This window comes from Prauserella flavalba (assembly GCF_003202235.1).
Taxonomy (GTDB): Bacteria; Actinomycetota; Actinomycetes; order Mycobacteriales; family Pseudonocardiaceae; genus Prauserella_A; species Prauserella_A flavalba.
The window spans coordinates 1,549,137-1,575,171 of sequence record NZ_MASU01000005.1 but is presented as its reverse complement, the minus strand read 5'-3'; the positions used below and the strand labels follow the sequence as shown (position 1 = coordinate 1,575,171).

Genomic DNA, 26,035 nt, shown 5'->3' with positions numbered 1-26,035 from the left:
GAGCCGATGGCGTGGAGCGACGACGCGGTCTGGGCGGCACAGGACTTCTTCCGTGAGGTCGACGGCTACATCGCGGAGTTCAACGACTGGTTCGCGGAGAACGCGCACTTGCTCGGAACCTACGGTGCGGCGGGTGCCGAGGCGCTCGGGGTGGGGTTCCCGATCCCCGTCAACGCCTCCACCCTGTTCGATGTGATCCTCGGCGAGTACCCGAGGGTCGACGAGGACAACCTGCGACAGCTCTACGAGGCGTGGGCGGCCGAGGCGGAGGCCACTCATGAGCTGATGGGGAGCGCGGGCGAGGTCACCTCGGGCATCCAGCTCAGCTGGGAGGGCACCGGGGCGCCCGTCGCGCTGGCCACCCGGATGGCGGAGTTCTCGAGGGTGGCCTTCGACCTGTTCGCCGCCCAGCTCGGTCTCTCCCAGGGTGTTCAGGAGTTCTATCACCAGGTCGTGCTGGCCAAGGGGATGTTCCTGGTCAACGTGATCATCATGATGGCCGAGGTGATCGTGCTCGTCATCGGCGCGATCCCGTCGTTCGGCGCCACTCTGGCGGCGATCGGTCCCGCGATCACCGCCAGCAGCATCGGCATCCGGGTGGCCATGAAGGCCGTGCTGGCGGCGTTGCGCCAGGTGGGGTTCAAGGTCGCGTTGTCGGAGCTGCGGACGACGTTGCCCGCCGCGGCGCGTCTGGGACTGACCGCGGGCCGCAACGCCGCGGCACAGCGGACCGCGGCGTACGCCGGCCTCGGGGTCGCGGGTCTCGGGGCCGGTGCGGCGGCCCACGTTCCGGCCACGGCGGTGCGGGGCGGCGCCACCGGGCTGGCCGGATGGTCACAGCGTGCGCTGTCCGGACCGGGCTCGCGCATCTGGGCGCTCGGCGCCCAGCAGGCCCTGCGCAGGGAGGCCATCAGGGCGGGAGCCGAGCGCAGTGTCGTGCGGGAGCTGCGTGGGGCGGCGGTCCGACGGGAGCTGGCCAGACAGTTCGCGGTGAACGCCGGTGCCCGCGGTGGCGCGGCGACCGTGCTGTCGCCCGCCGTGCGGTCGCTGGTGGACGACGCGGTCGAGCAGGCCGTGCGCAACGGGGTGAACCCGGCCGGGCTGCTCGGCCGCCGTGTCGGCGGGTACGCGCTGTTCAGCGGTGGCATCGCGGCGGGAGGCGACCTCGTCGCGCAGAGCGGCCTGCCGGTGGGGTTCTGGGGCATCGACGGGTACGAGTACCGCCCGGACTCGACGTTCGTCGCCGGGGCCGGAGGTGCGCTGAGTGCGGCGCCGATGGGCCTGGCCAGCCGGACCGGCGGGTACCTGGCCACGGGCGCGCTGGGCGGCGTCCTCGGCGACGGGGGCACGAAGGCCCTCACCGCCGCGCTCGACCCCGCCGAGGACTACCAGCAGCCGGTGCGCGCGACCCGCGGCGACCCCAACGCGGAGTGGACGTGGAAGGACGCCGCGAAGGCGGCGCTCGGCGGCGCGATCGGGGGCGCCTGGGAGCGCGTGATCGAGACCCACGGCGAGCTCTCCACCGTGCGGCTCAACTTCGAGGAGCGTGCCTATCTGGGGTTGCGCCCGCCCGCCGACCTGCTCACCGTCATCGGGGAGACCGACGTGGCGGGGCGCGCTGCCTCCGCCGACGCTGCCGCCGCCAGCGCTGTGGCGCCCGCCCCGGCTCCCGCGACGTCCAATCCGGCCGGGGGCACGGCGACCGGCGGGGCCGAGAGCGGGACGGCGAAACCCGGGGGTTCCCCGGCCGGAGGCCGGGGCCAGGTGACCTCGCCGGCGTCCCGGCCGAACGCGGACCCGGCTGCCACGCGGCAGCCGGAGGGTGCGGTGCTCGGCGACCGGCCCACGTCGTCTCCGCCGGAGCCCGTCCGGGACACCGTGCGCGCATCCCCGGCACCCGAGGGCGAGGCGACCGGCACGCACCGCGACCCCGCCGGGGTCCGGGCGACGCCCGACCCGGTGCGCGAGGACACCCCGGACGAGGTCCGCACCGGCGAGGAGACCCGCCTGGTGGCCGGGGAGCCGTCCGAGTACGTCGAGCGGGACGCGGTCGTGGCAAGGCGCGTGCTCGCGGCGCAGCTCAGCGGCCTCACCGAAGGCGGGCTCGCCACGGTGAACCCCGGCGACGGCGCCGTCACGTTCGACTTCGGGGCGGCCTCCACCACGGCGACGTTCTCGGTCGACACCTCTACCGGCGACGGGCTGGGGCCCGGCGAGGCCGTGGTGCGCGCGGGGGACTTCACCCGGCACGGCGGCGAGTGGACGCAGGCAGGGCCCGCGGAGGTGGTGCTCTCCGCCTACCCCGACCCCTCGGGTGCGGTCCTCGACCAGGTGCTCACCCACCTCGCCGAGAGCACCCCCGGAGCGGTTCCCGAGACCGTCGACGGCGATACCGCTGAGTCAGGCGGCTCCGCGACCGCGGCGGAGCGGGTCGCGGACCTGCTGGAGTCGCTCACCGTCGAGCGGGACGGCGTGCGGGCCGAACCCGCCGACGGCTCGGTCCGCCTGCACTTCCCCGGCGCGGTGGTGGACACCGCGATCGCCGTGCAGGACACCCTGCCGCCGGGCACCGGCCGGGCGCATCCACCGCGTACCCGCGTACTCGACGGGGTCACGCGGCAGAGCGAGCTGGCCGTCGTCGAGGTGTCGTCCACCGGTACGGAGGAGGCGCTGCGTGCGGCGCTCGCCGACCTGCGCGAGTCGGTCGCCGGGAAGGGTGACCTCGCCGACGGCTCGGTCCGCCTCGCCCACGACCCGCGCGCGCGGCACCTCGTCGAGACCGTGCGCGCGGCCGTCCCCGGTGCGCTCGTGCTGCCCGACGGCGACGCGTACGTGGTGCGGCTGCCGGACCGCGGTACGTTCGCCGAGGACGCTCGCGCGCTCGCGGACGGGCTGGTGGAGCGCGGCTACCGCACCGGGGAACCGCTGCCCGCGGACCGGCCCGGCGGCGAACCCGGCCGTTCCACGACGTGGCGGCGTCCCGAGGCGGGCGAGGACGTCACCCTCCGGCTGGAGCCCCCCGGGTCGCGCACACCGCCGTCCGGCCAGGACACGCGGACCGAGATCGCCCGCCAGCGGTGGATCCACGACCGACAGTCCGATGAGGACTACGGGCCGCCGCACAGACAGGGCCCGCTCGGCGACAACCCGGGCGTCGAGTTCTACACCGGGCACCCGGCGCGGCCGGACCAGCCGTCCGCGGACCGGGCGATACCGGAGCAGGAGGCGCACGAGGCCCTGCTCGCGAAGATCAACGGCATCGACCAGGACGCGGCCACGGTGTACGCGCGCTACTACAAGACCCCGAACCACAACCCGCCGCACACCATCCAGCGGCGCGGCGGCCGGCCGACGTACCTCGGTCACGAGGTGCCGATGATCGAGCGCGGCTCCGACGGCCTGTACCGCGTGAAGGGCACCGACATCCCGGCCATCCCCGCCGAGTATCTCGGCGATCCCGCACACGGCGACCGCGACTCGTTCCCGGCAGGCGGTGTCGTGGCCGAGGGCACGAAATTCGGGATCGAGGACGCGGACTGGCTCGCCGCGAACCGCCCGCGCATCCAGGACGCCGTGGCCGACGCCGCCGCCCAGTCCTCGGGCAAGCCACGTCCCGCGCGGCGCCCGTTCGGCAACGCCCACCAGGACGAGCACGACCGCGGCGGATTCAACCGGATCCGGCGCGACATCGGCGAGCAACTCGGCAACGTCGCCGGGGCCCACGCGATCCACCTCGCCCGGCAGGAACTGCCTGAAGGGCACACCCTCGTGCCCGTGCCCGTCCCGCTCGCCGGGGCGGGCCGGTTCGACAGCGTGTACGAGGAACGCGACGCCGACGGCAACGCGGTCGGCTACCACGTCGTCGAGGTGAAGGGGCCCACGGCGAGCCTGGGCGCGCGGGACGGTCTCGGCGCCGACCCGAACCGGTACGAGCAGGGCCATCCGCGGTACGTGCAGTCCGTGCTGGTGGCCATGCTCCGGCGTGGCGGGGCGGAGGCGGCGCTGGCCATCCGGCTCCACCAGGCGTGGCGGGACGGCACACTGTCCTATCTGTACGTGCAGGCGAAGGTGCAGCACATCGCGCAGAGCCCCGTGTACGCACCGGGAAGGGCGCAGGATGGTGGCTACCTCACCCACATCCCCCGGTACGAGGGGTTCGTCCGCAAACGGTTCGCCCTCGGTGAGGCGCCGCCGCACCTGCCCGCCCCGGACGGTCGCGGCACCGACGGCGACGCGCACGCCCGGCACTTCGCGGACACGGTGAGCGAGGCGGCGGGCGAGGCGATCGTGCTGCCGGAGGGCGACGGATACGCCGTCGGGCTGCCGGACACGGAGACGTACGCGCGCGACGCGCAGGCGGTGCTGGACCGGCTCGCGCGGCGCGGATACGGCTCGGTCGGCACGATCCGCGACGGCTGGGCCGAGGGCGACCCGGGGCTGACGACACGGTGGCGCCACGTCGGCCTCGGCAGGGAGATGTTCCCGCTGCGGCTGGAGACCGCGGACTCCCTGCTCGCCCGCCACGGCGCCGGCGAATCCACTGTGGACACCGTGGCGCGCCCGGAGGGAACCGGGTCGGTGCGGCTGCCGCCCAGAGCCGGCGCCGAGACCGACGTCGCGCTGCAGCGGCACCGCAGGGAGCGGCTCGGCGACGGTACCGCGGGCTCGCGGCGGGCGGCCGGCCCGCTCGCGCACGCGGGGGTGGAGTTCCATACCGGCCACGAACCCGAGAGCGCGTCCGCCGGCCCGGCCCCCGCGCGGGACGACGGGAAACCGGCGCCGCCGTCGGCCGAGGAGGTGGCGGCCCGGCCACCCGAGCTGGTGCTGCTGACCGGGATCCCGTGGGGCCCGCTGCCCGGAATGCGGGAACTCGCCTCCGCACTCGCCGAGCTCGGGGTCACCGAGACGCTCACCCCGGAGACGCTGGACCTCACCGTGCGGACGACGTTCGACCGGCTCGTGTCCCCGGACGGCGCCGTGCACGCCTTCGGCGGCATGGAGGTGCGGTTGCGGGCGGTGCCCGCCGGCGAACCCCGGACCGTGCCCGCCGAGGAGGTGCCGGCCGAGCTGGCGCAGAAACACCTGCTGCCAAGCGGTGCGGAAGCGGACCGGATGCGGCAGGTGTCCCGGCTGGGACAGCTCAGGGGCGATCTCGACCGGCTCGCCGACCCGGTGTCGAGGAACCTCGCTCCGCTCACCGTCGGGCTGACGCTGCAGGGAGGCCAGTCGGTCGGCCGGTCGGCCTCGGGCCGTTTCGCCAGTGCGGCCGGCGGTTCGACGGACTTCAACCACCTGCACAACGACGGCGCCACGCTGGTCGGCGTTCCGGTGCGCTGGGAGATCACCGCGCGGGGCGCGGACGGTGCGTGGGGGCCGCCGCGGCACGTGGAGCCCGCGGACCGGCCCGCGCCGCTCACCGTGTGGTCGGCCAACGGGTTCCTCCGGCCACCACCCGTGCGGCTCGCCTCGAGCCCGGAGGACCGGCAGAGCCCGCACGTGCCGCACGGGCAGGTGTACGGGATGAGCGGGCTCGACGACATCGCCGACGCCGTCCTGTCCGATCTGCCGCTCGGCGATGCCGAGCGCGCACCGGGCAGCCCGGTGTACGACGCCGTGCGGCTGCAGGTGCACCGGCTGCCGTCACGGCTGCGCAAGGCCGCGGCCGAGGGCGGGGTCGTGGAGTTCCCGGTCCGCGTCGGCGGGCGGCTGAGCCACGTCGTCCGCATCGCCGTGGAGCTGCGCAAGGACACCGCACGGCTGGTGTCCGCGCCGATGCGCGATCCCTACCTGAGCCACGACAGCAGGGTCGCGTCCGGTTACAGCGGCGCGACGACGTTCACCGACAACGGTGCGCTCGGGTTCAGCGGCGGCCTGCAGCTGACCAAGGCGGTCGCGGTCAAGGGCTCGGCCCTCGGCACGCGCGGCACGTCGACCACCTACTCCGTCGACCGCGACACGTTGCTGCTGCGGGACCTGCGCTACACCGGCAACACCGTCGTCTACCGGCTGTCCTACACCTCGACGGTGACCGTGCGGCCGATCGAGGAGAGCGCCCGCACGCAGCCGAGGCGGTTCGCCGGGGAGCTTCACTTCCGGGTGCCCGAGGAGTCGGCCGCGCACTGGGGTCTTCCGGTGCCGGAGGAGGCGTTCCTCACCGGCGAGGACGGCGAGCGGCTCACGGAGCGGCACGAGACGCCCGACGGGACGGTCGTGGTGGAGCGGGTGCGCGCTCTGCGGTCGCCGCCCGAGGACGGCGGCGAACCCGTGCGGTTCCCGTCGTACGTGCGGGACGGGGTGGGGCCCGCGCACGTGCTCCCCGGCACGGTCGACGGCGCCGGCATCCGGGCCATCGTGCTGGAGTGGGCACTGGAGCACGGCTACGTCAGCAGGCGGGACCCGAGCAACGGTGCGATCGAGCTGGACAACCGCGGTGTCGCCGGACCGGGCGGGGAACGCGTGAAGCTGGCCACCCGCGGCCCCATCCACTCGCGGCACGAGACGCGGCTGTGGCTCGAGGAGCAGCTTGCGGACGCGGAGATCGCCGCCTGGTTCAACGAGGCGGTGCAGACCGGGCGGCAGTTCACGCTCTGGAAGCAGGACGTGGCGTCGCCGACCGGCTGGCGCAGCGTCACCGTGACGGTCAAGGCCACTGTGGACACCGAGGGCGCGGTCTACCGCGGGACGAGCGACGAGTACCACCTCGTCAACCTCGTGTTCGGCACCGAGGCGGTGACCAGGACGAGCCTGCTCACCGGAGGGGGACGCGGCGAGTTCGGAGGTGGCGGGCTGCTGCGCTGGTTCGAGTTCGCGCCGTCGGGCTCGCTCAGCGGCACGGTGCAGCCCAGCCTGTCTCAGCGTCGCGGGGCGAGCAGCGTCGCACTGTGGAACGACCGCGCCACCGACGCGCGGTTCAGCCTGCCGGTGTCCTACGAGATCACCGTGCACTCGGGCACCAGGGAACTGCTGCGCGAGGAGGTGAGCGGCAAACAGGTGGACGTGCTCCTGCACGAGGCGTTCACCGGGGGCGAGTCCGTGGCCTCGGAGACGCCGACGAGCCCTGCCCTCCTGGAGAACGCGTTCCCCCTGCACGTGTCGAACGCCGGCGACGTGCGCGCCGCCATCCGCGCGGCGATCGGGCCGGGCGCGGGGAAGGACGAGGGGACGGACAAGGGCAAGGACGCAGGGGAGGTCGCCGGTGGACGGCGGGCCCGGCCGACGCTCGCCCGCGCGTTGCGGCTGCCGCCGGTGGTCAGCGAGCCTGCCCTGCACCAGTTCGGCGGTTACGCGGACCTGCTCGCGCACCTGCCGAAGATCTTCGGCCCCGGCTACGGCACGGCCGCGCCGTTTCTGACGGGCGCGCGGCGGATCGTGCTGCGTGGCGAGCTGGGCCCCTCGACGTGGGTCGGCAAGGCACGGCGGGTGCTCGCGGTGGCCGCCGAGCTGTCGGAGTCCACGGTCGGCGCCGGCCGTGACACGGCTGCCGGGGCGGGGGCGAGCCTCGCCTCCACGGCGGAGAAACTCGGCGGCAACCCCAACGCCAGTGAGGCGGGCGTCGTGAACTGGGGCTCGTCGAGCTCCGGTTCCGTCAGCGCCACTTGGGAGAGCAACCGGGTGGCACCCACCGCCGACGTCCACCTGTTCACGGTCGAGGGCACCGTGACCGTCGACTCGGGACAGACCACCGAGGTTCCGCTGTCGCTGGTGTACGCGCTGCCGATGGTGGACGCGCTGGACGCCTACGGCGCCGGCCGGCTCCCGCTGCCCGCGCACGAGGTGTCCGGTGTGCTGCGCGCCTGGAGCGAGGGCACTCAGCAGCTCGACCGCGCCGTGCTCGCGAAGGCCGCGCTGCGGCTGGTCACCGAGGAGCGCGGCCACGTGGCCGAGGAGGGGCTGTGGCCGGTGCTCGGCGACATCGTGCGCTCCTATCCGGAGGCGAACCCGCGCCTGTTGCCGGACGACGCCACGGCGGCGGCGCTGGACCCCATCGTGGCCGCACTGGAGTACCGGCTCGTGCTGGAACGGCTCACCACGGAGCACCCGGAGGCGCCCGCCGAGATCCGCGCGGCCGACCCGCCACCGCAACTGACCAGGCCGGGGGAGAAGGGGCTCGGCGCGAACGGGTGGGTGCGGCTGCGGCCCGACACCGAACCGGTGGAGCTGGTGCGCGGTCTCGTCGAGCGGGCCAAGCCGGGCTTGTTCGCCCGGCAGCCGTCGCTGCTCGACGCACTCGAGACGCACGTCGCGAAGCTGGGTACCGCGACCACCATCGACACGATGCTCTCCGGTGGACTCGAGCTGAGGCTCCCCGCACGGGCGGGCCTGTGGAGCCAGAACGTGGTGGTGCGGCTGACGGCCCGACTGGGCCCACCGGAGGTGACCGGAAGGCAGGACGGCATCGGGCAGGAGGGCTTCCTGCACGCCACCACGACGACCACGGCCGGGCAGCGGCGCAACAGCTCCGTCGACCTGCCCGCCAAGGCCAAGGACGAGGACGGCCCGCTGGAACGGTTCGGCATCCAGCCGACCGTGGGCGCGCTGGCCGGCAGGCACGACGCCGACCAGGCGGTGGTCACCGGCCAGGAGAACCTGCTGGCGGGCGAGTTCGAGTGGTTGGGTCACACCCGGCTCCGCGCCCACCTCGACGTCACCGCCTCGGTGTGGGTCGAACCCGCCTACGGGCGCGGCCTCAGCGGCCCCGCCGGTACGGTCTCGAACGCCGTCACCGGCGCCGCGAGATGGCTGCGGCGGAGGGGTCCCGTCGAACCGTTCCGGGCCACCTTCGGCAGCGAGCTCATGCTGGAGTACCCGGCGCGGACGGTGAGCGACGCGACGCCCGCCGAACCCCGCCCGCTGGACTTCCGCAGGCTCCGTCCCGGGGCACTGACGACGCGGGACGTCAGGGCGCTCTTCGTGGAGCGGGAACAGCTGGTGGAGCAGGCGCTGCGGCTGCTCGCCGAGCCGGACATGCTCGGCTACCGCGCGCGGCGCTACCGCGACCGGGTCAGCGACGCGCTGGGCCCCGCGGTCCTCCAGGCGTACTTCGCCGCGCTGAACGGCCGGGGCGAGGACGTGACCGTGCTGCTCGACCCCGGGCCGGGCGGCCGGCTCGCCGTGTCGCTGCGGACGCGCCTGTTCGACGTCCGCGTCGAGCGCTGGGAAGGCACGGAGCAGACCGCCGCCAAGGGCGGCTTCCTCAGCCAGACCCGGCTCTCCAGGACCTCACGGCGCGCGATGGGCGCCGGCTCCACCCTGACCGGTCTGGGCGGGCCCGAGGCGGAGAACCCGGCCGACCTCGGCGACGTCGCGGAGCGACTCGACGGCGAACTGGCGCCCTCGAGCGCGACCAGGCTGAGCTACACCGGCGGCCAGACGAACACCCACACCGAGGGCCGCCGCGTCGACTACCACGTGGCCGCAGGAGGGAGGACCGCGCTCTGGTCGGGGCGGGCCGAGCACTCGCTCACTGTGTCGTGGAAACCCAAGGCCCGTCCCCTGGAGACCCGCAGGGCGGACGTCACCGGCGCCGTCTACTTCAAGACGATGGCACACCGCGTGCCCGACGTCCTCGAACAGCGGATCCGGCTGCCGCGCACACCCGAGGAACAGGCCGTGCTGGCCGATCCGCACCTCGACGCGGGCGCGGTGCCCTCGGCGCTGCGCAGGACCCTGCGGCGCGCGCCCACCTTCGCCGTTACCGACCTGCTCCGGCAGGCGGTGCGCGAGCCGGACTTCGACCCGGACCGTCCATACCCGACGGTCGCGAGACTGGTGCGGGACCTCGTCGGCAAGCACCGCGTGGTCACCTTCACCGGTGACCGGCAGCAGGCCGAGACCACGGCCGTGGGCGCGCTGCTGCTGGAGTTCGACGACGCGCTGACCGCACTGCACGACGCGACCCCGGCGGGCAAGCGCCCCGAGGAACTGCGGCTGGCCCGTTCACTGGTCACCGAGCTGCGCGGCTCGATGCTCGCGGTCGCCGAGGCCCGCGACGAGCTGACGGCCGCCGGGGACGCGGCGGCGCGGCGGGGTTACGCCGAGGCGGCGGCGGAGTGGAACCGGTGGCGCGAGCGGGCGCAGCGGCTGCACGAGACCGCGCACCGCGCGCAGGAACTGGTCAACGAGCGCACCGGCGCGGCGCACGACCTGCTGCCGGACGTCGGTGGGCGCACCGGGCACCTGCGCCACGACCTCCTGGACACCGTGCGGGGCGCGCTGGCCGAGCTGCGCGTCACCGGCGTCTACCACAGCGTCGAGAACGGACGGGTCCGGCACCGCTGGATCGGGCCGGACGGCGTTCCGTTCGCCGACACCGTCCCCGCGCCGCCCCCCGAGCTCGTGGCGCCGTCCGCCGGGGACGGCCCGCGTCGGGGCGAGGGGGACCTGCCGCGGTCGGATCGGCTGGCCGGCCGGATCCCGCGGCCGCCACTGGACCTGAGCGGACTTGCCGTCGCGGGAATGGTGCCGCCCGAACCGGGCCCGCTCGTCGACGTGGCGACGGTCTTTCCCGGCGGTCCTTCGGGCGCGGGCGCCGCCCCCGCGGCGCCCTCTGGTCCCCTTGTCGACGTGGCGACCGTGTTCCCGCCGGAGGACGCGAGTCCTGCGGCCGCCGAGCCCGCGCCGCTGCGGCTGGACGGTCCGTTCGTGCGCTACGAGGGTCCCACGACGACCGATCCGGACGTGCTCGACGCGACGCTGGAGGAGGTGCTTGCCCGGCAGCCCGTCGACGCGGAGCGGGACGGCGAGGGCTGGCGGTTCGACCTCGGCGGCGGCGTTACGGGGCCTGTCCGGTTCCGGATCGGCCCCGGCGAGGGCGGGGCGCTCGTCAGCGTGGTGGGCGACGTGGCCGAGGTCGTGCTGCCGCCACTGCCCGAGGACCCGGTTCACCGGATGCTGCTCACGGGCATGGCGGTGCGGTCGGTGGCGGCCGGGGCGCTGCCGGACGCGCTGCGCGAACTCGGCGGGCGGCGCAGCGGTGGCGCGCGCGAGGACGCGGACGATCTGCCGTTCCAGCGGGCGCTGCGCGACCTCGCCGGGACCGACCTCGACCGGCTGCTGGCCGCCGAGGTGGACCTGCGCGCGCTGTACACGCGCTTCGGTTCCGAACTCCGGCTCGCCGCCGAGCTGGCGGCCGAGCGCGGCACGGCGGAAGTCCTGGACCTGCCGGGCGACGTGGACCTCGCCGCGGAGCGGGACCAGGACGGTGAGGAGCGTGAGCCGTCCGTTGTGGACATCGAAACCGTGGCGGGGCTCTACGGCTTCGACCCGGCCGACGCCGGGGACGCCGGCCAGTTCACCGAGCTGCTCTCGCAGGCCCGGATCCCGGCGGAGCTCGACCGTGGCGGCCTTGAGCGGCTTCGCGCGATCGCCGGTGATGTCTACCTGCACGGACGGTACTCGGCGGCCGCCCGCCGAGCCCTCGTGGAAACGCACACCGGCTGGCTCGGCCGCGCGTTCCGGCAACGGGACCCCGACCTCGACCCGTTCACCGCACTGCCCGCGATACCCAGGGACACGGCCGAGGAGCCCACGGAGCCCGTGGAGTCCACTGTGGAACACCGGGTCGTGCGCGCTCCCGCGGAGGAGCTCGCGCTGGTCACCGCGGTGCCGCTCGAACCGGTGCCGTTCGTGCCCGAGCTGGCGGCCCACCTCGCCGACCGGGTAGCGGACGACGGAATCACCACCTCGTGGCTGCGGGCACGCCTGGCCGAACGGTTCCCCCGCGTCGTGTCGGCGGAGGGCGACGTGTGGTCGCTGGGCACCACGCAACCCCGCGACTTCCGGGTCCGGCTGCGGCTCGGCGATCCCCGTCCGGTGCGCACGGAGGCCGAACCCGACGTCTCGGCACCGCTGCGTGCGGCGCTCGGCCGCCGGCCCGGCACGGCGGGCGTCGCCGTGGACGCCGGGCAACCGGCGCGGCCGACCGAGGTGGCGGTGGCCGTCGAGGTGTCCGAACGGGACCCCGCGACCGGCGACTTCGCCGAGCCCGTCGTGTTCGCGGCCGACGCGCCGGGGACGGACGGCACGCTGCTGGTGGCCGCGGCCGAGGCCCCCGCGGAGCACTCCCCGGCGAGCGTGCGCCGCGAGGACGCCGCCGAGGACCCGCTGCCTCACCTGCGGGTGCTCGACCTCGGCGGGCGCGAGGAGTTCGCCGGGGCCCTGCGGCAGCTGCTCAGCGAGTCCGGGTACTCGCTCGACGCCGAGGTGCGGAGACAGGTCGCCGACTACGCCGGCAGGCTGGAGGAGGTCCTGCCCGCCGCGGCGGCGGGAGCCGAGGGGAACGTCATCACCGGCCACGCCGAGGTCGGCGGCCGGTTCGTCGTCCGGCACACGGCGAGCGTGCGGCGAGCCGACGCCGTGCTGGTGGGCGGGCCGGGCACCGGCGTGCGGACCGACCGGGTGGACGTCGGCGACGACGGCGCGGTGACCGTCGAGGCACGCACCGGGCCCACGCAGGTGCACCGGTGGGGCGACCCGGCGGGGACGCCCGGCGTCGTGCACGAGCTGACCCTCTTCACCGAGACCGGCGTGGAGCTAGACAGCGTCCAGGTGGACGGCACCCTCCTCACGCGCATGGCCGAGGCGGACGCCTACCGCTACGGACTGCCCGTCGCCGCCGACGCCGTGGCCGACGGCCGCCTCGTCCGTGGTGTCCCGGTCGCCGGCCCGGACGAGCCCGCGCCGGGCTATCCCGCGGGCCACCTCGCGAAGGCCGCCGAAGGCGGCGTGCCCGTCATCGCGCGAGAGCTGCGCACCGGGCGCCCCCTCGGTTCCGGCGCGCACGACCACGGGTCCGGGCCGCTGCGGGAACTGGTGCACAGCGTCCTGGCCCGGCACGGCGTGGTGCCCAGCGCGGGCTACGTCCCGGACGGAGACCCGGCGGCGGGGGACAACGGGCCGGTCAGCCGGAACCGCCGCGTGCGCGCGCGGCAGCTCGACACCATGCTGCGGGTCGACCGGTCGCTGGGCCAGGCGAGCCTGGAAGCCGGCTACCACCGGCTCGCCACGGAGGGGTTGCGCCTGCGGCTCGACCGGCCGAGGCCGTGGCCACACCGCGACGAGCACGTGGAGCTGGTGATCCGGTTCGACCAGGAGCCCGGGGCGGCGGAGTTCCTCGGCTACACCGAGCACGCCGCCGGCCGGCTCACGCGCGGCGACGACGGCGTGCGCGTGACCGGCTATCGCGGCCGCACCGCCGTCTTCCGGGTCCCGCACACCGTCCGCGTCGAGCTGCTCGACCACGAAGGACGCACGGTGGCGGGCAGTCTCGTCACCCGCCCCGGCAGCGCCGAGGTGTACGTCCCGGCCGAGACCGCGCTGCGCACGGCTCCCGCCGAACTGGAGCCGTACCGGGCGGCACTCGCACCCGCGACCGTCGCGCCCGCGCCGAGGGCACTGTCGCGGGGGGACGCGCGCCTCACCCCGTGGGACGCGGCGACCGCGGCCGGGCTCACCGGCTACGACGAGCGGGACGTCCGGGTGCTGCTCGCGGCACGCGACCGCAACGCGCCCCGGCTCGACCTGGCCGAACTGCTCCGGCACGACGACCCGGCCGCGGCCGCCGTGCGGGCCGTGCCGGGCGGGCTGCCGCCGGGCTCGCTGCTGCGGCTGTCGCTCGACGAGACGGCCGCGGCCGTCGCGGCACACGACGAGGCCGCCCGGTGGGCCGGGCGCGTGACCGAGGACGTCCGCGCCGCGCTGCCCACCGACCCGCAGACCGGGGCGGCGCGGCGCTCCGTGGTGTCGGCGCTGACCCACCTGCGGCGTGCGGAGACCGCCGCGGCGCTGCTGCGCGAGCGCGGCCACGCGCTGCTCCGCGCCCGCGCGGAGGGCGATGCGGCCGAGGCCCACCGGGACTGGCTGGAGGCCGCGGGCGGCACGGAGCGGATGCTCGCCGACGCCGACGCGGCACGGCGGCTGGTCCTTGGCCCCGCCTCGGCGGCGCAGCCGTCGCCCGGCCTGCCGCCGGACCCGCTGCGTGCCGCCCACGATCTCGCCACCGCGCTCGACGCCGAGATCGCGCTGGAGGTCTCCGCGCTCGACGGCACGCGGCAGCGGTACCGCGTCACCCCCGACGGCGCCGTGCCCGGCGGGGCGAGCCCGGAATCAGCCCGCGCGGCCGGGCCACCCGCGGACGGCTCGTGGCCCGCCGAGAGCGCGGCGCTGCACGAAGCCTTGCGGGCCGCGGAGTTCTCGGCGGCCGACCTCGCCCGCGTGCTCGCCCACGATCTCGACCTGCGCGCCCTGTACCGGCGGGCCGCGGCCGACGGGAGGGACTTCGGTCCCGTGCTGCGGGCCGCGCTCGCCGGTGCCCCGGCCGGGCCCGCGCCCCGCACCGAGCCCGCGCTCGCCGCGCTGTTCGGCTACGGCTCCACGGAGCCCGAGCTCGCCGCGTTCCGTGACGTGCTGCGGCAGGCCGGGGCCACGCAGCCGCCGGACGGCCGCGACGCCCTGCTGTTGCGCGGTCTCGCCGGGGAACTGGCCCTGCGGCACGGGGCCTTCACCGCCGCCGAACGCCGCGCGATCGTCGAACGGGGCCTGCTCGCGAGTGCGGTCGCCGCCCGGCCCGCCCGGATACCTCCGTTGGAGGTGCTGGATCCGCCGGCGCCGGCCGCGGCCCGGACCGCCGTCGCGCAGACGCGGTTCGACGAGACCGTGCGGCTCGTCGCCGACCGCTACTACCACGGCCTGCCGCCGGGCCAGGCCCACCGCGGTCCGGATCCGCTCGGCCCGCTGACGGAGCGGCTGGCGGCGGCGATCGAACGCTGGGGCGTGTCCTACGGAGCCTGGGTCGCGACCCAGCTGCCGGGCTCGCGGTTCACCGGAGACCTCGCCGCCGAGGACTTCCCGCGCGTCGTGGGCGACCCGAACGCGCTCACGGCCGCGCAGCTGCGCTACCTCGACCGGACCGGGGCGCGCACGGAGTGGACCGAGTTCGGGGCGGGCGCGACGTTCCAGGCGCTGTACCGGGCGCTCCCGGCCGCGGACCGCGAACGGCTTGCCGAACTGCACGGGGCCGACTCGCCCGAGGGGCTGCGGGACGGCCTGATCGCCGCGCTGGAGGCTGAGCTCGACCTGCCGATCGACAGCAGGCCCCTCTGGTCGGCGGCCCCGGAGCTGGTGACCGACGGCGACCAGGCCGCGGCGCTCGACGCCCTGCGCACGGGATCGTCCGCTGTGGACGGTCTGTTCGAGGGCAGGCTGCCCGCCGTGCTGGCCGAGCGCTACGGGCTCGCGATCACCGAGGTCGACGCCGCCGGCCTCGCCACGCAGCACCGTCCGCTGGTGCGCCACGGCGCCGCCACGCTGCTGCGCACGCCGGCCCAGCACATGCCCGTGCTCGGTCCGGACGACGACCCCGGTGCCGTTCCCGCGCAGCGGGCCGAGCCGCCGGAGCGACCGGAACCTCCGGTGCCCGAGGTCCCGGTCGTTCCCGCCGTGGTGGTGCCCGGTGAGCGGGTGGCGTTGCCGAGCCTGCCGGTGAAGGCGGGCTCGGCGGTGCCCGAGGGGCTGGCCGAGACGGTCGGCGCACTGCTCGGCCGCTCCGAGGTGACGGCCGGGCCCTCCGGCGAGCACCGCTGGCACCTGCGCTGGCCCGACGGACTGGAGCTGGAGCTGGAGGTACGCGCGGACCCGGACGCGAGCGAGGCGTCGCTGGCGCTGCCCGGCCTGAGGATGACACCCGACGGCGCCCGGCCCGACGGCCCGGCCACGATCCTGCTGCCGCCGCTGCCGGATGCCGGGCCCGGGCTGGTGCCGCTGCTGGGCGTGCCCCTGCGGGCCGCGCTGGCGGAGCTGCCCGGCCGGATACGGGACCTGCACGCCGCCGCCCCCGCAGCGTCCCCCGAGTCCCCTCACCAGGACGAGGCGCCCCCGCAGCCGTCGGCGGCCGGGCGCGCCGCCGCGCTGCTGCGGGCCGACGAACGCGCCGACGAGGAGCTCGCGGCGCTCACCGGGTCGTTGCTGTGGGCCCGGCAGGACAATGATCCGGCCGCGCTCGCCGAGCGGGCCGAGGCGCTGGCCGCCGAGTTCGCCGAGCTCGCCGACCGGCACGCCGAACCCGCGTCCGGCACCGGGCTGGCCAGTGCCGAACGGAGGCTCGCCGAGAGCTACCGCGGCCACGTGCCGGTGCTGTCCGGCCTCGCCCGCACCCTGCGATACCGGAGCCTGGTGTCCGAAGAGGAGGGAGTGGACTCCCGGTACCTCGCCGCGACGCTGGACGCCGAGCTCGCCCGCACCGCGGGGCAGCTGCTCCGGAGCAGGTCGCACGCCGGCCGGGTGCTCGAGCGGTATCTGGAGCTGGCCGACCCCGCGCGCACGGTGGGGCTGGAATCCGGGGACGAGCGCCCGAGCGCGTTCACGGGCGACCCTCGCCCGCCCCGCCGGCTGCGGCTGAGCAAGGGCGACGTGGCGCTGCTCGACCGGATGCTCACGCTCCTCACCCGGCACGAGCAACTGGTCACCGGGCTGAGGGAGCGGGGGCACACCGGTTCGCGCGCCGACGACTTCGCGGCGGCCGGGCACGAGCCCGGGGAGCTGCGCCACGTCGAGGAGCTGCTGCGGCGGCTGATCAACGGCGACGACGCGGGCAGGGACAACGGGGCGGGGCTCAGCGAGGCCGTGCACGGCAGTGACCGGCGCAGGAAGTGGCTGCCGAAGGCCGTGCGGCATCCGCGTCTCGAAGGGCGGCTCACCGAGCACGGGCTGGCGCTCGTCGACCAGCTGCGGCGGGTCGACGAGCACCCGGCGCCGGGGCTGGCCAGGGCGCGGTGGCTGTTCAAGCACAAGGTGTCGCGCATGGCGCTCGTGCTCAAGCACAACCACTACGCCGACCCACTCGAACAGGGTGTGCTGGGAGACAACATCCACCGCGTGGTCGTCTCGCCGACCACCGAGCTGCCCATCTCCGCCCGTGACCACGGCGTCGACGGCTACGCGCTGCCGGAGCACCCGCGCGGGCACAACTCGTTCACCGTCACCTGGTGGTCGGGCAGCGGCCGCGCGGCACTGCTGCGTCCCGGGTTCACCGTGCAGCTGGAGGCCGCCGACCTCCCCGAGGGCGAGGTGCTCGGTTCCGTCGCGCGGGACGACACGTGGGTCGAGGGCGGGCGGAGAGTCATCCTGGTCGACCGCAACGCGTCCATGTCCGAACTGGACGCCGCGCTGCGGGAGGTGCTGACCGAGGAGATCACCGAGTACGTCGCGGCGATCAACGAGTTGTCGGCGTTCGCCCGCTTTGCCCTCTACAGCCAGGGCGGCAACATCGTCGGCAACACCGCGGGCTACGCCGTCGGCTCGCTCATCGGATGGGGCGCGGATGCCGTCGGCCTCGTGTCGGCGCTGCTCGGCTACGGCTACGGCCTCGTGACCCAGATGCCGCTGTACTACATCGTCGCGGGCAAGCGCGTGATGGCGGCCGACGGGATGCGCAGGCTCATGGCGGCCTGGCGGGGCGGCCTTGGCGGGCCGGGCCTGCGCAGGTTGTCCGGCGAGCTGAGCCAGACGGTCGAGGCCATGCGACCGCTCGCCCGCCGGTACGGCGTGGAGCTGCCGGAGGTGGCGCCGCCCTCGCGGGAGTTCGAGGGCTCGCCGGAAGCGCGGGAGCGGCTGGCCGCCAGGGTCAGGGAGACGGCAGGGCACCTCGCGGACGCCCTGCGCGGTGAGGGCGCCAGGCCGATCCCTGCGGACCTCCTCGCCGAGGGCTCCTACCGGGAACTGCTCGACGGCCTCCGTTCCGCACGGTGGGACGCCGACGCCGAGCGGCTGCGCGTGCAGCTGGGCACCGGCGAGAAGATCGACATCGGGTTCGTGCCACACCAGCGGGACTTCTCCACGCAGCGGATGGTCGGCGGCCACTGGCGCACCTGGGAGCTCTCCTACGAGGTCAACTACTCGGTGGGCCTGGCGGGCGCGAGCGACGAGCTGCTCTGGCGGACTCTGTCGCAGGAACTGCTGAGCGCCCTCTACAAGGGCTCCGTGCTGTGGAAGATGCCAAGCACAGGCACGTATCTGTGGCAGAACTACCTGCCCTTCCTGTTCGAAGCTCCGGTGTCGTTCGCTCTCAGTGCGTGGATGGACAGACTGGACACGTTCGCGCAGCTGGCCTTCGGCAGCCTCGTCAGCCGTGGCGCCAACGCCGCCGCGGCGCAGGCGGGCACCCGCGCCTACCGGGTGGTCGCGGCATTGTGGACGGACGCACGCCGGGCGCGGCTCGGCTACGACAAGCCGGACGGACCGCTGACTCTGAGCAATCTGGCCCACACCGCCCAGCGCGTGCTGGCCTCGGCCGCCGAGACCACCGGCAGGCTGCGCCGCGAGCTCACCGCGTACGCGCCCGAGCCGCGCCCGCCCGCGGACCCGGAGCGCGACGCGCCGGTGCCGGCCGACCGGTTCGGCCTCGTCGAGCGGGCGGCCGAACGGGTCACGGCGATGGCCGCCGCCCACCCGGACGTGCTCGCGGTCCGCGACGAGGAGACCGACGGTGACGACAGGGTCGTCGTGGCCACCCTGCGGCGGCCGGGGCGCTTGCCGGAGCGGTGGCGCACCGTGGACGTGCGGATCGTCGTCGGTGCCTCACCGGCGATACGCCGGGACTTCGCGCCCAGGGTCGTGCACTCGACGTTCGAGCTGAGGGAGCGCACGGTGACCATGCTGGTACCCCGGTACTCCAGCATGGGCGCGCTGAGGGACGAGGTCGACCGGAAGGTCACCGACATCCTCGACCGGGAGAGGTGGCTGTGGTCGCGCACGGTCGGCCAGCTCGCGCTGAAGACGGGCGTGGTCGGTGCGAGCACGGGCGGGCCCAACGCGCTCTACTCCGGGCTGACCGGTGACGAGGCCTCCGCCGTCCGGGACGGCGTCGCGGTCGCGCAGTCGCTGATCGACGGGAGCGCGACCGCGATCACGACGCGGTCCGCGGCCACCCGTCAGGCGGAGGCCGCGCTCAACGCGATCGGCGAGCACACGGCCGTGCCCGCGACCATGGACGACTGGGTGGAGCTCGGCCTGCGCGAACTGCACGGCGCGGTCAACGCGGCCGCACGGCTCGCCGAACAGGCGCCCGGTGCCCTGCCCGCCACGCGCCTGGCCTGGTACGGCGAGACCAGCGAGCTCACCGCGACCTCGCCGCGTGAGTACGTCGACGGCTTCCTGGAGCTCGCCGCGACCGGTGCACTGGCCGACGGCATCCCGCACCTGGCCGAGGTCAGGACCATCGGGCGCGGCGAGCTGCGGCTGTTCATCGACAAGGTCGAGCGTCCCGGTGTCTACGAGCTCGGGTCCAAGGTGCGCGGCATGCACCGCCAGGAGATGGTGGTCCGCGTGCTGCCCTGGCTCCCCGGGCTGCCGTCGATGCTCCTGCCGAACGGCTCGGACACCCACGCGCTCGCCCTCCTCAGCCCCACCGATGCCGCCGACGGCTACGGGCAGCTCATCGGAGAGCTGCGCAAGCTCGTGGACGTCTACCACGACGGGCCGGTCGGCGTGCCGGGCCGGGCGACGCTCGCCATGACCGAGGCCGGTCCCGGCGCCGCCAGCGGCATAGTCCGCCGGACGTCGGCCGAGGCGATCGAGGCCCGCGGCGGGGCGCCGTTCGACGTGGGAGGTGTCGCCCAGCAACTGGCCATCTCCATCGGCGCCGCCGCGGTCGGTGTCACCGCGCAGGCCTGGCACGGCCGGGGCGAGTTCCTCACCGGAGAGCTGCTGCGGTTCCTGATCAACTGGGACGGCGCGCCGCTGTCGCCGCTGCGCGACCAGATCGCTCTCTTCTACGCCCGCATGCTCACCGACGTCGCCGGGGAGATCGACGCCGACGTCACGAGGCTGACCGACGCGCTCGGCCTGCGGCGCACGCCGGACACCACGCCGTGGTCGTACGGCGAGCCGGAACCGTTGCCGCGGCCCGCCACCCCGCCACCGCCGGCCGGTGACGGCGGCAGGCGTGGCCAGGGCGGCGGTCCCCGGCCGAGACTCGATGATCTCGATGATCTCGACGGGACCGGTGCCCGGCCGTCGCTCACGGCGATGATCCGGGACCAGGCCACGCCGCACGCGACCGGAGGCGACTGGGGCGGACGTCCCGCGCTCGAACCGGCCGGCCGGCTGCCTGACGAGCTGCGCCGCGTGTCGGCCGAGCTGAGGTCCGCTGTGGACAGTGCGGCGAGGCGGCCCGCGTTCCACCGGGCCGGTGAGCTGCACCGGCTGCTCGACGGAGTCGAGCGGTACGCGGCGATCCTGTCGCGCACCCGGCCACCGGCCGACGGTCTGGCCGTGGTCACCGGTCTGAGCGACAACGTCAACGCCTTCGCCCGGATTCTCCGCGACCAGGAGGTGCCTTTCGACGGCCTGCGGCTGCCCGACCCGCTGAGTCCCGCCTACCTGCGCCGAGTGGCGGCCGCCCCGGGGGACACCGGCTGGTCCGCGTTGTCGATCTACCGGTACTTCCGGCCGGAGGCGACCGAGGCCGATCTCCCGGCGGACCGTTCGCTGTGGGACCTGATCGGCGAGCGCGGCTACCTGCGGACCAGCCTGGAGCGCGTGCACGCCCGGGCGCAGGCGGTGCAGGCGCTCGCCGGAACGCCGGAGCCGCCCTGGCACGACACACGGCCCGCCGTCGGCGAGCCGGAGCTGGCCGCCTTCGGGGGTGCGACGGCGACGGACCTCGCCGCGACACAGCAGGTGTCCCGGCTGTGGTGGGAGGGCCTGCCGGAGAGCGACCGGGAGCGGGTTCGCACCTTCCTCGCGCGCGGCGACGGCACCGGCTTCGCGAGCGACCGGTACAACCGGTACCTGGCCTATCTCGCGTACTGGAACGACGACCCGCCCGTGCGCGATGCCGAGGCCGACGAGGCGGCGCTGTCGTTCGCCCGCATCGTCAACGGTGCGGGCAGGCTCCCGCGACCGGTCACCGTCTACCGGGGGATCGCGGTGCGGGACGAAGGCTACGCCGGGGCGCTGCGACCCGGTTCCGTGCTCACCCGGGGGCACCCGGGCGGCGCCGGCGGTCCCGTGGACTTCGCGTCCTACGAGCTTCGCTGGGCCAAGCAGTTCGCGCTGCGCAACCCTCCCGGCGGCGAACGCGGCACCGGTGTTCCGGTGGTATGGCGGATCGACACCCGCCGGGGCGTCTCGCTGGCCGCCGTCCGGCCCGACAGCGCCGAGCTGCGGGAGCATCTGCTGGCCCCCGACGAGCCGCTGATCGTGCGGGACGTGCGCAGGACGACGATCGCCGGGCGCGAGGGGTTCGTCGTGCACGCCGTGGGGGAGAGCATGTGGGCCGGGGACCGCGCCCGCGAACCCGGCCCCGCCACCGACGGCGCCAGCCCGGCGCCCGGGCCGGAGGCGGCCGTGGAGCCGGACTCCGGCGGGGCCGAGAACGCGGCGGTCGTGAGCGAGCCCGGACCCGGCGGCGTCGCCGAGGGCGAGGCCGTGGTCCCGTGGGAAGAGCGTCTCGGCACCCACCGGATCGGTGTGGACGACGTGCGGCGCGCGATTCGCGCGCTCCCGGCGGCCGTACCGCCCCTCTCCGGCGGCATCGACCCGAAGCCACGCTGGGACCAGGGGACGGGCGGCCACCTCGTCGACTACCCGGGCCGCGTCGGCAGGCTGCGGTTCGACCGCATCGACGTGCGGTACGTCCCGGGAAGCACACTGCCGGACGGGCGGCTGTCGGCAGGACGGGCGATCCGCCACACGTCGACCGTGGTGGTCGAGGTCAGGAAGGGGCTCGATCCTCGGCTGCTGGGGCGGGCGCTGGCGCACGGCATCGCCGAGGCGGGTGCGTCGACGACGATCTTCACCCGGCTGCGGACCGCGGGGGAGCTCGCGCAGCTCGACGTGCTCGCGTACCAGCTCGCCACGGCGACCGGTCCGGAGGAGAGCGCCCGGCTGCGGGCCGAGGCGTCCGGGCTGCTCCAGGACCTGGCCTCGGGTTCCCGCCGCGGCGGGCGGGACGCCGTCGCGAACCGGCCGCTCGCGCACGGCCTGCTGCGGGAACTGGAGCTGCTGCGACAGCTCGAGCAGGCGACGAAGCGGTCGGAGGTGGAGCGGCTGGCCGAGGAGATCCTCGCGGAACGGCTGACGCGGCTGCGCGAGCTCGGTGACGCGGAAGCGGAACTGCCCGCACACGAGGCGTTCGAGCTGGTGACCCGATCCTGGCCCGGTGCGCTGCTGTCCTCGGCCGCGCTGACCCTGCCCGCGACGCTGGCAATGCTGCGGACGCTGCGCGGAGAGCCGGCGCTGGCGGCACCACCGATCATCGCAGAGTCCAGTGTGGACGACGCGGATGCCGTGGAGATCACCGCAGAGCTCGATCCCGACCGGTTCGGCAAGGTCGAGGACCAGCTGGGCGCGCGGTGGCAGTCGGTGTCGCCGCACCGGCCGTCCGGGGACACCGACAGCGTTCCCGCGTTCGCCACCGACCGCATTCGCGCCGCGCTGACACGCTCGGGCCGTGGCGCGTCCGCGGTCGTGGCGCTGCTGCGCGACGGTCGCGAGCCGTACGTCCTCGGCGCCTACCACGGCAGCGCGGGGATCGTGTTCGCCGACCCGGTCGCGCGGACCACCGGCCCGCGCCTTCCCGAGGACCGGGACCCCGTGACCGGAGTCGAAGTCCTCGTCGCCGACCGCGAGGGCCGCCCGGTACCGGTGCCGGAGGCGAGCCGCGGCGTGCTGAGCGCCCGGCCGCCGACCCCGGAGGTGCTGGAGGCACTGCCCGCCGCCGAACGCAACGGCTGGTGGGAGACGCTGCGGCGGATCCACCGCGACGACACGGCGGAGGCCGACCTGGCGGACCGCCTGCGGGAGCCGGAGCCGGGCGACGCCGAGGCCGCGCTGCGGGCGGCGGAGGCCACGTCGCTGTACCTCGGGCTGCGCGACCGGGACGCCCGGCTGCAGCTGCGCGCGATGGCGGCGGCCGTGGACGGTGACCCGATCGCGCTCGGGCACGCGCTGGAGGGCGTGCGCGCGGTCGCGCTCGGGGAGCACGTGTCACCGGAGACCGTGCTGGCCCGGCGCGGGCGGGCCTGGAGCGCGACCGCGGGCGGCCCGGTGGGCAGGGCCGAGAACCACGAGGCCGCTCCCTCGGCGACCGAGGAGGAACTCGCGTTGCTCAACCGGCGGCTCCAGGACCGGGCGGCCGCCGCCGTCGCGGAGCTCACCGGCGAGGAGCGGCAGCACCTCGACGCGTTTCCGGACCTCTGGAGGCAACGCAACACGGGCTATCTGCGCCCGGAGGAGTCGCGGATGGACCTGGGAGCCACCGCGACCGACGGGGTGGACCTCAACGTGGGCGCGCCCGCCGGGGAACCCGGCGGCCTGCGGCCCGTGCGGGGCGCCTTCGGCGAGTACGTCGTCGAGCGGTTCCTCGCGGGAGTGCAGCGCGAGGGCGGACGCCCGCCCGTCGGTCTGGTGCCCACCGACGACGGCTTCCACGCCGGCCGTCCGGACCTTCCGTATCACCGGGAGATCGGCGTCTTCGGCAGGATCGCGCAGCTGACCGGTGCCCGGTTCCAGACCGTGATCCAGCACGGGAAGCCGTTCTCGGAGCGGTCGTGGCTGGAACACCCTCAGGTCGGGTCGCTGCTCGATATCCGAAGCTCGCTGTCCGGCGTCCTGCTCAGCGCCGGGCCGGGCGCGAAGGCGCTCATCGCACGGCTGCCCGACGGCACGAGTGCCGACGCCACGGACGCCGCGCTGCGCCGTGGCGAGGTCGCACCCTACGACTTCGTCGCCTGGTTCAACGACGACGGCCGGATCACGGCGACCCGCACCGGGCGAGACGGCAGCCCGGAGTTGCCCGAGCTACCGCCGCATCGATGGCAGCTCGTCGTGCTGGTCGTGGACGGCGACGGCACTCCCGTTCCGCTGCCGGGGCGACGCGTCAGCGACGTGAACGCGCGCCCGCCGTCGCCGCCCTACCGCGACGCGCGTGCGCCCGAGCGGTTCGCCGGTGCGCTGCTCGCCGGGAGGCTGGGAGTGCCCGCCGGGGTCCCGCCGGAGTTCTCCGGCCTGTTCTCGTCGCTGCGCGAGGAGTCCGCGCGAAGCCGGCTGGTGGCACTGGCCGGGCACGCCGCACTGGCCGGGGCCGCCGAAGGGCTTCCCGCCGCACGCCTGCTGGAGCGGGCACTGCGGCTGACGGAGGCGAGAGCCGAGGCGCGGGGCAGCACCCTGGAGGAGGACCTCGCCGCCCAATGGGAACGCGAAGCTCCGCTGTCGCGCAGGTCGGCCAGTGTGGATGCGGTGGTGGCGCTGGCTCAGGAGCTGTCCGGACCCGGCGCGCGATCGTGGCTGCGGGCGATGGTCGAGGCGGCCGACGGCGACGTCGACGCGCTGCGGCACCTCCTGCACGGCGTGCGGGCCGCCGCGGCCTCGGCCGGTGTCCCGATGGCGGACTGGGTGAACCGGCGGTGGCCGGCGGAGCCCAGCGCGGAGGAGGCACGGGCACTGTTCACCCGGCTCTCCACGACGCCCTACCAGCACGGGTTCGAGACGCCCCGGGACGACACCGTCGCCGAGTACGCCCGCCACCTCGATGAGGTACTCGCGCGGCTCGACGAGCTCCCCGAGTCGGTACGGAGGGACCTCGTCCAGCGCGATCCCGTCCTCTGGGCGCGGCTCAACTCGCGGCTCGTGCCGCGGGGGCAGGCGGGTGCGGGTGCCGCGGGGGCGGACGGCGTGGACGTGACGATCGGCGCGCCCGTGGGCGAACCCGCCGGACTGGTCGTCACGTCCAATCCGGACCCACTGGTGGAGCCGGACGTCCCCGTTCCGCCGGAACCCTATCCGCCCGAGCTCTTCCTGGCGGGTTCGGCCGTTTTCAGCGCCAGGACGACTCTGCTGCCCACGATCGACGGGTTCGTGGAGGGCGACCTGGAGCGCCCGTTCGGGCAGGAGACCGGAGTCTTCGGCAGGCTCGCCCAGATCACGGGCGGACGCTTCCAGCGCGTGGGCACCCTCGAGCCGGGAGCGGAATCCCTGCTCGACAGCCACGGAACCCTGGCGGCACTGGAGCACAAGCTGAGATCGGTGGTGCGGGAAGCGGGGGACGGCGCGCGGGCGATCCTCGCGCGGACCGACGTGCACCGGTTCGCGGTCCTGCGCAACGAACGCGGCCGCGTGGTGCGGAGCGGCCAGGACGCCGCCTTCCTCGGGCACGGCTCCACGCCCTCGGCGGGCGAGATCGTGGTGCTCGTCGTGGACGGCGCGGGGCGGCCGGTCGTGCTCGACGGCACGAACGGGCTCCCGGCCTATCCGGTGAGCGCCGTGAACGCGCGTCCGCCGACGGCGCCGTACTTTTCGGTGCTGGATGCCACCGCGCGGATAGAGACGGTCAGTCGGGCGCTCGCCGCGTGGACCGATGGAGTGCGCGGCGACTTCTCCAGTCTGCCGGACGAGCTCGGCCCCACCTTCCGGCGGCTGCGGGACCCGCGTGCCCGCAGCCAGCTGCTCGCCTTGTCCGACTACGCCCACACGGCCCCTGAAGACACACCGACCCTGCTGCGGCGGGCGATCCGGCTCACCGCGGAGCGTGCCGAGGCCCGGGGGCTCGGCCTCGACGACGGGCTGAGCGAGCAATGGGACGCCGGGCTGGGTTCGCTGATCGGCACCCGAGCGGGTTCACCGGAGCCGCGCCCCGAGACGATGCCCGGCGGGCACCCCGACCCGGACCTCGGCCAGTGGCCGTACACGACGACCGTGCCCGTGCCCGAGGACGACCTCGCCCGCCTGCGCGAGTCCTCGCCCGCGGTGGCGGAGCTCGTGCGCGCCACGGGACTGCACCGCAGCAAGCGCACTCGCGTGGTGGACCTTTTCCCGTTCCAGCCCGAGGCGATGCGCAACGTGAAGGTTCCCGGCGCGAGTGCCGCCGAGGCCGAGCTGCGGTTCCGCGACGCACTCGAGGGCCATCCCGACGAGCAGGCGATGCTCGGGCTGCTCGCCGACCACGTGTTCCACCCGTCGGCGTGGCGGGAGCACCTGTGGGTGCTGGTGCACCGGGAGCTCGCCGCCGTGGCCCGCGGGCTGCCCGACGAGGGGCGCTGAG

At 75.3% G+C, this 26,035-nt stretch carries 1 protein-coding gene; it reads left to right on the top strand.

Going from position 1 to position 26,035, the window contains the following annotated elements:
* The first annotated feature begins 6 nt into the window (after positions 1-6).
* Complete coding sequence (locus BA062_RS14870; RefSeq protein WP_110336638.1) at positions 7-26,034, top strand: WXG100-like domain-containing protein; 26,028 nt, start codon at positions 7-9, stop codon at positions 26,032-26,034.
* The last annotated feature ends 1 nt before the right edge of the window (position 26,035 follow it).

Excerpts from the sequence above, each read along its gene's own strand:
- BA062_RS14870 (WP_110336638.1), top strand. The coding sequence starts at position 7 with ATGGCGTGGAGCGACGACGCGGTCTGGGCGGCACAGGACTTCTTCCGT.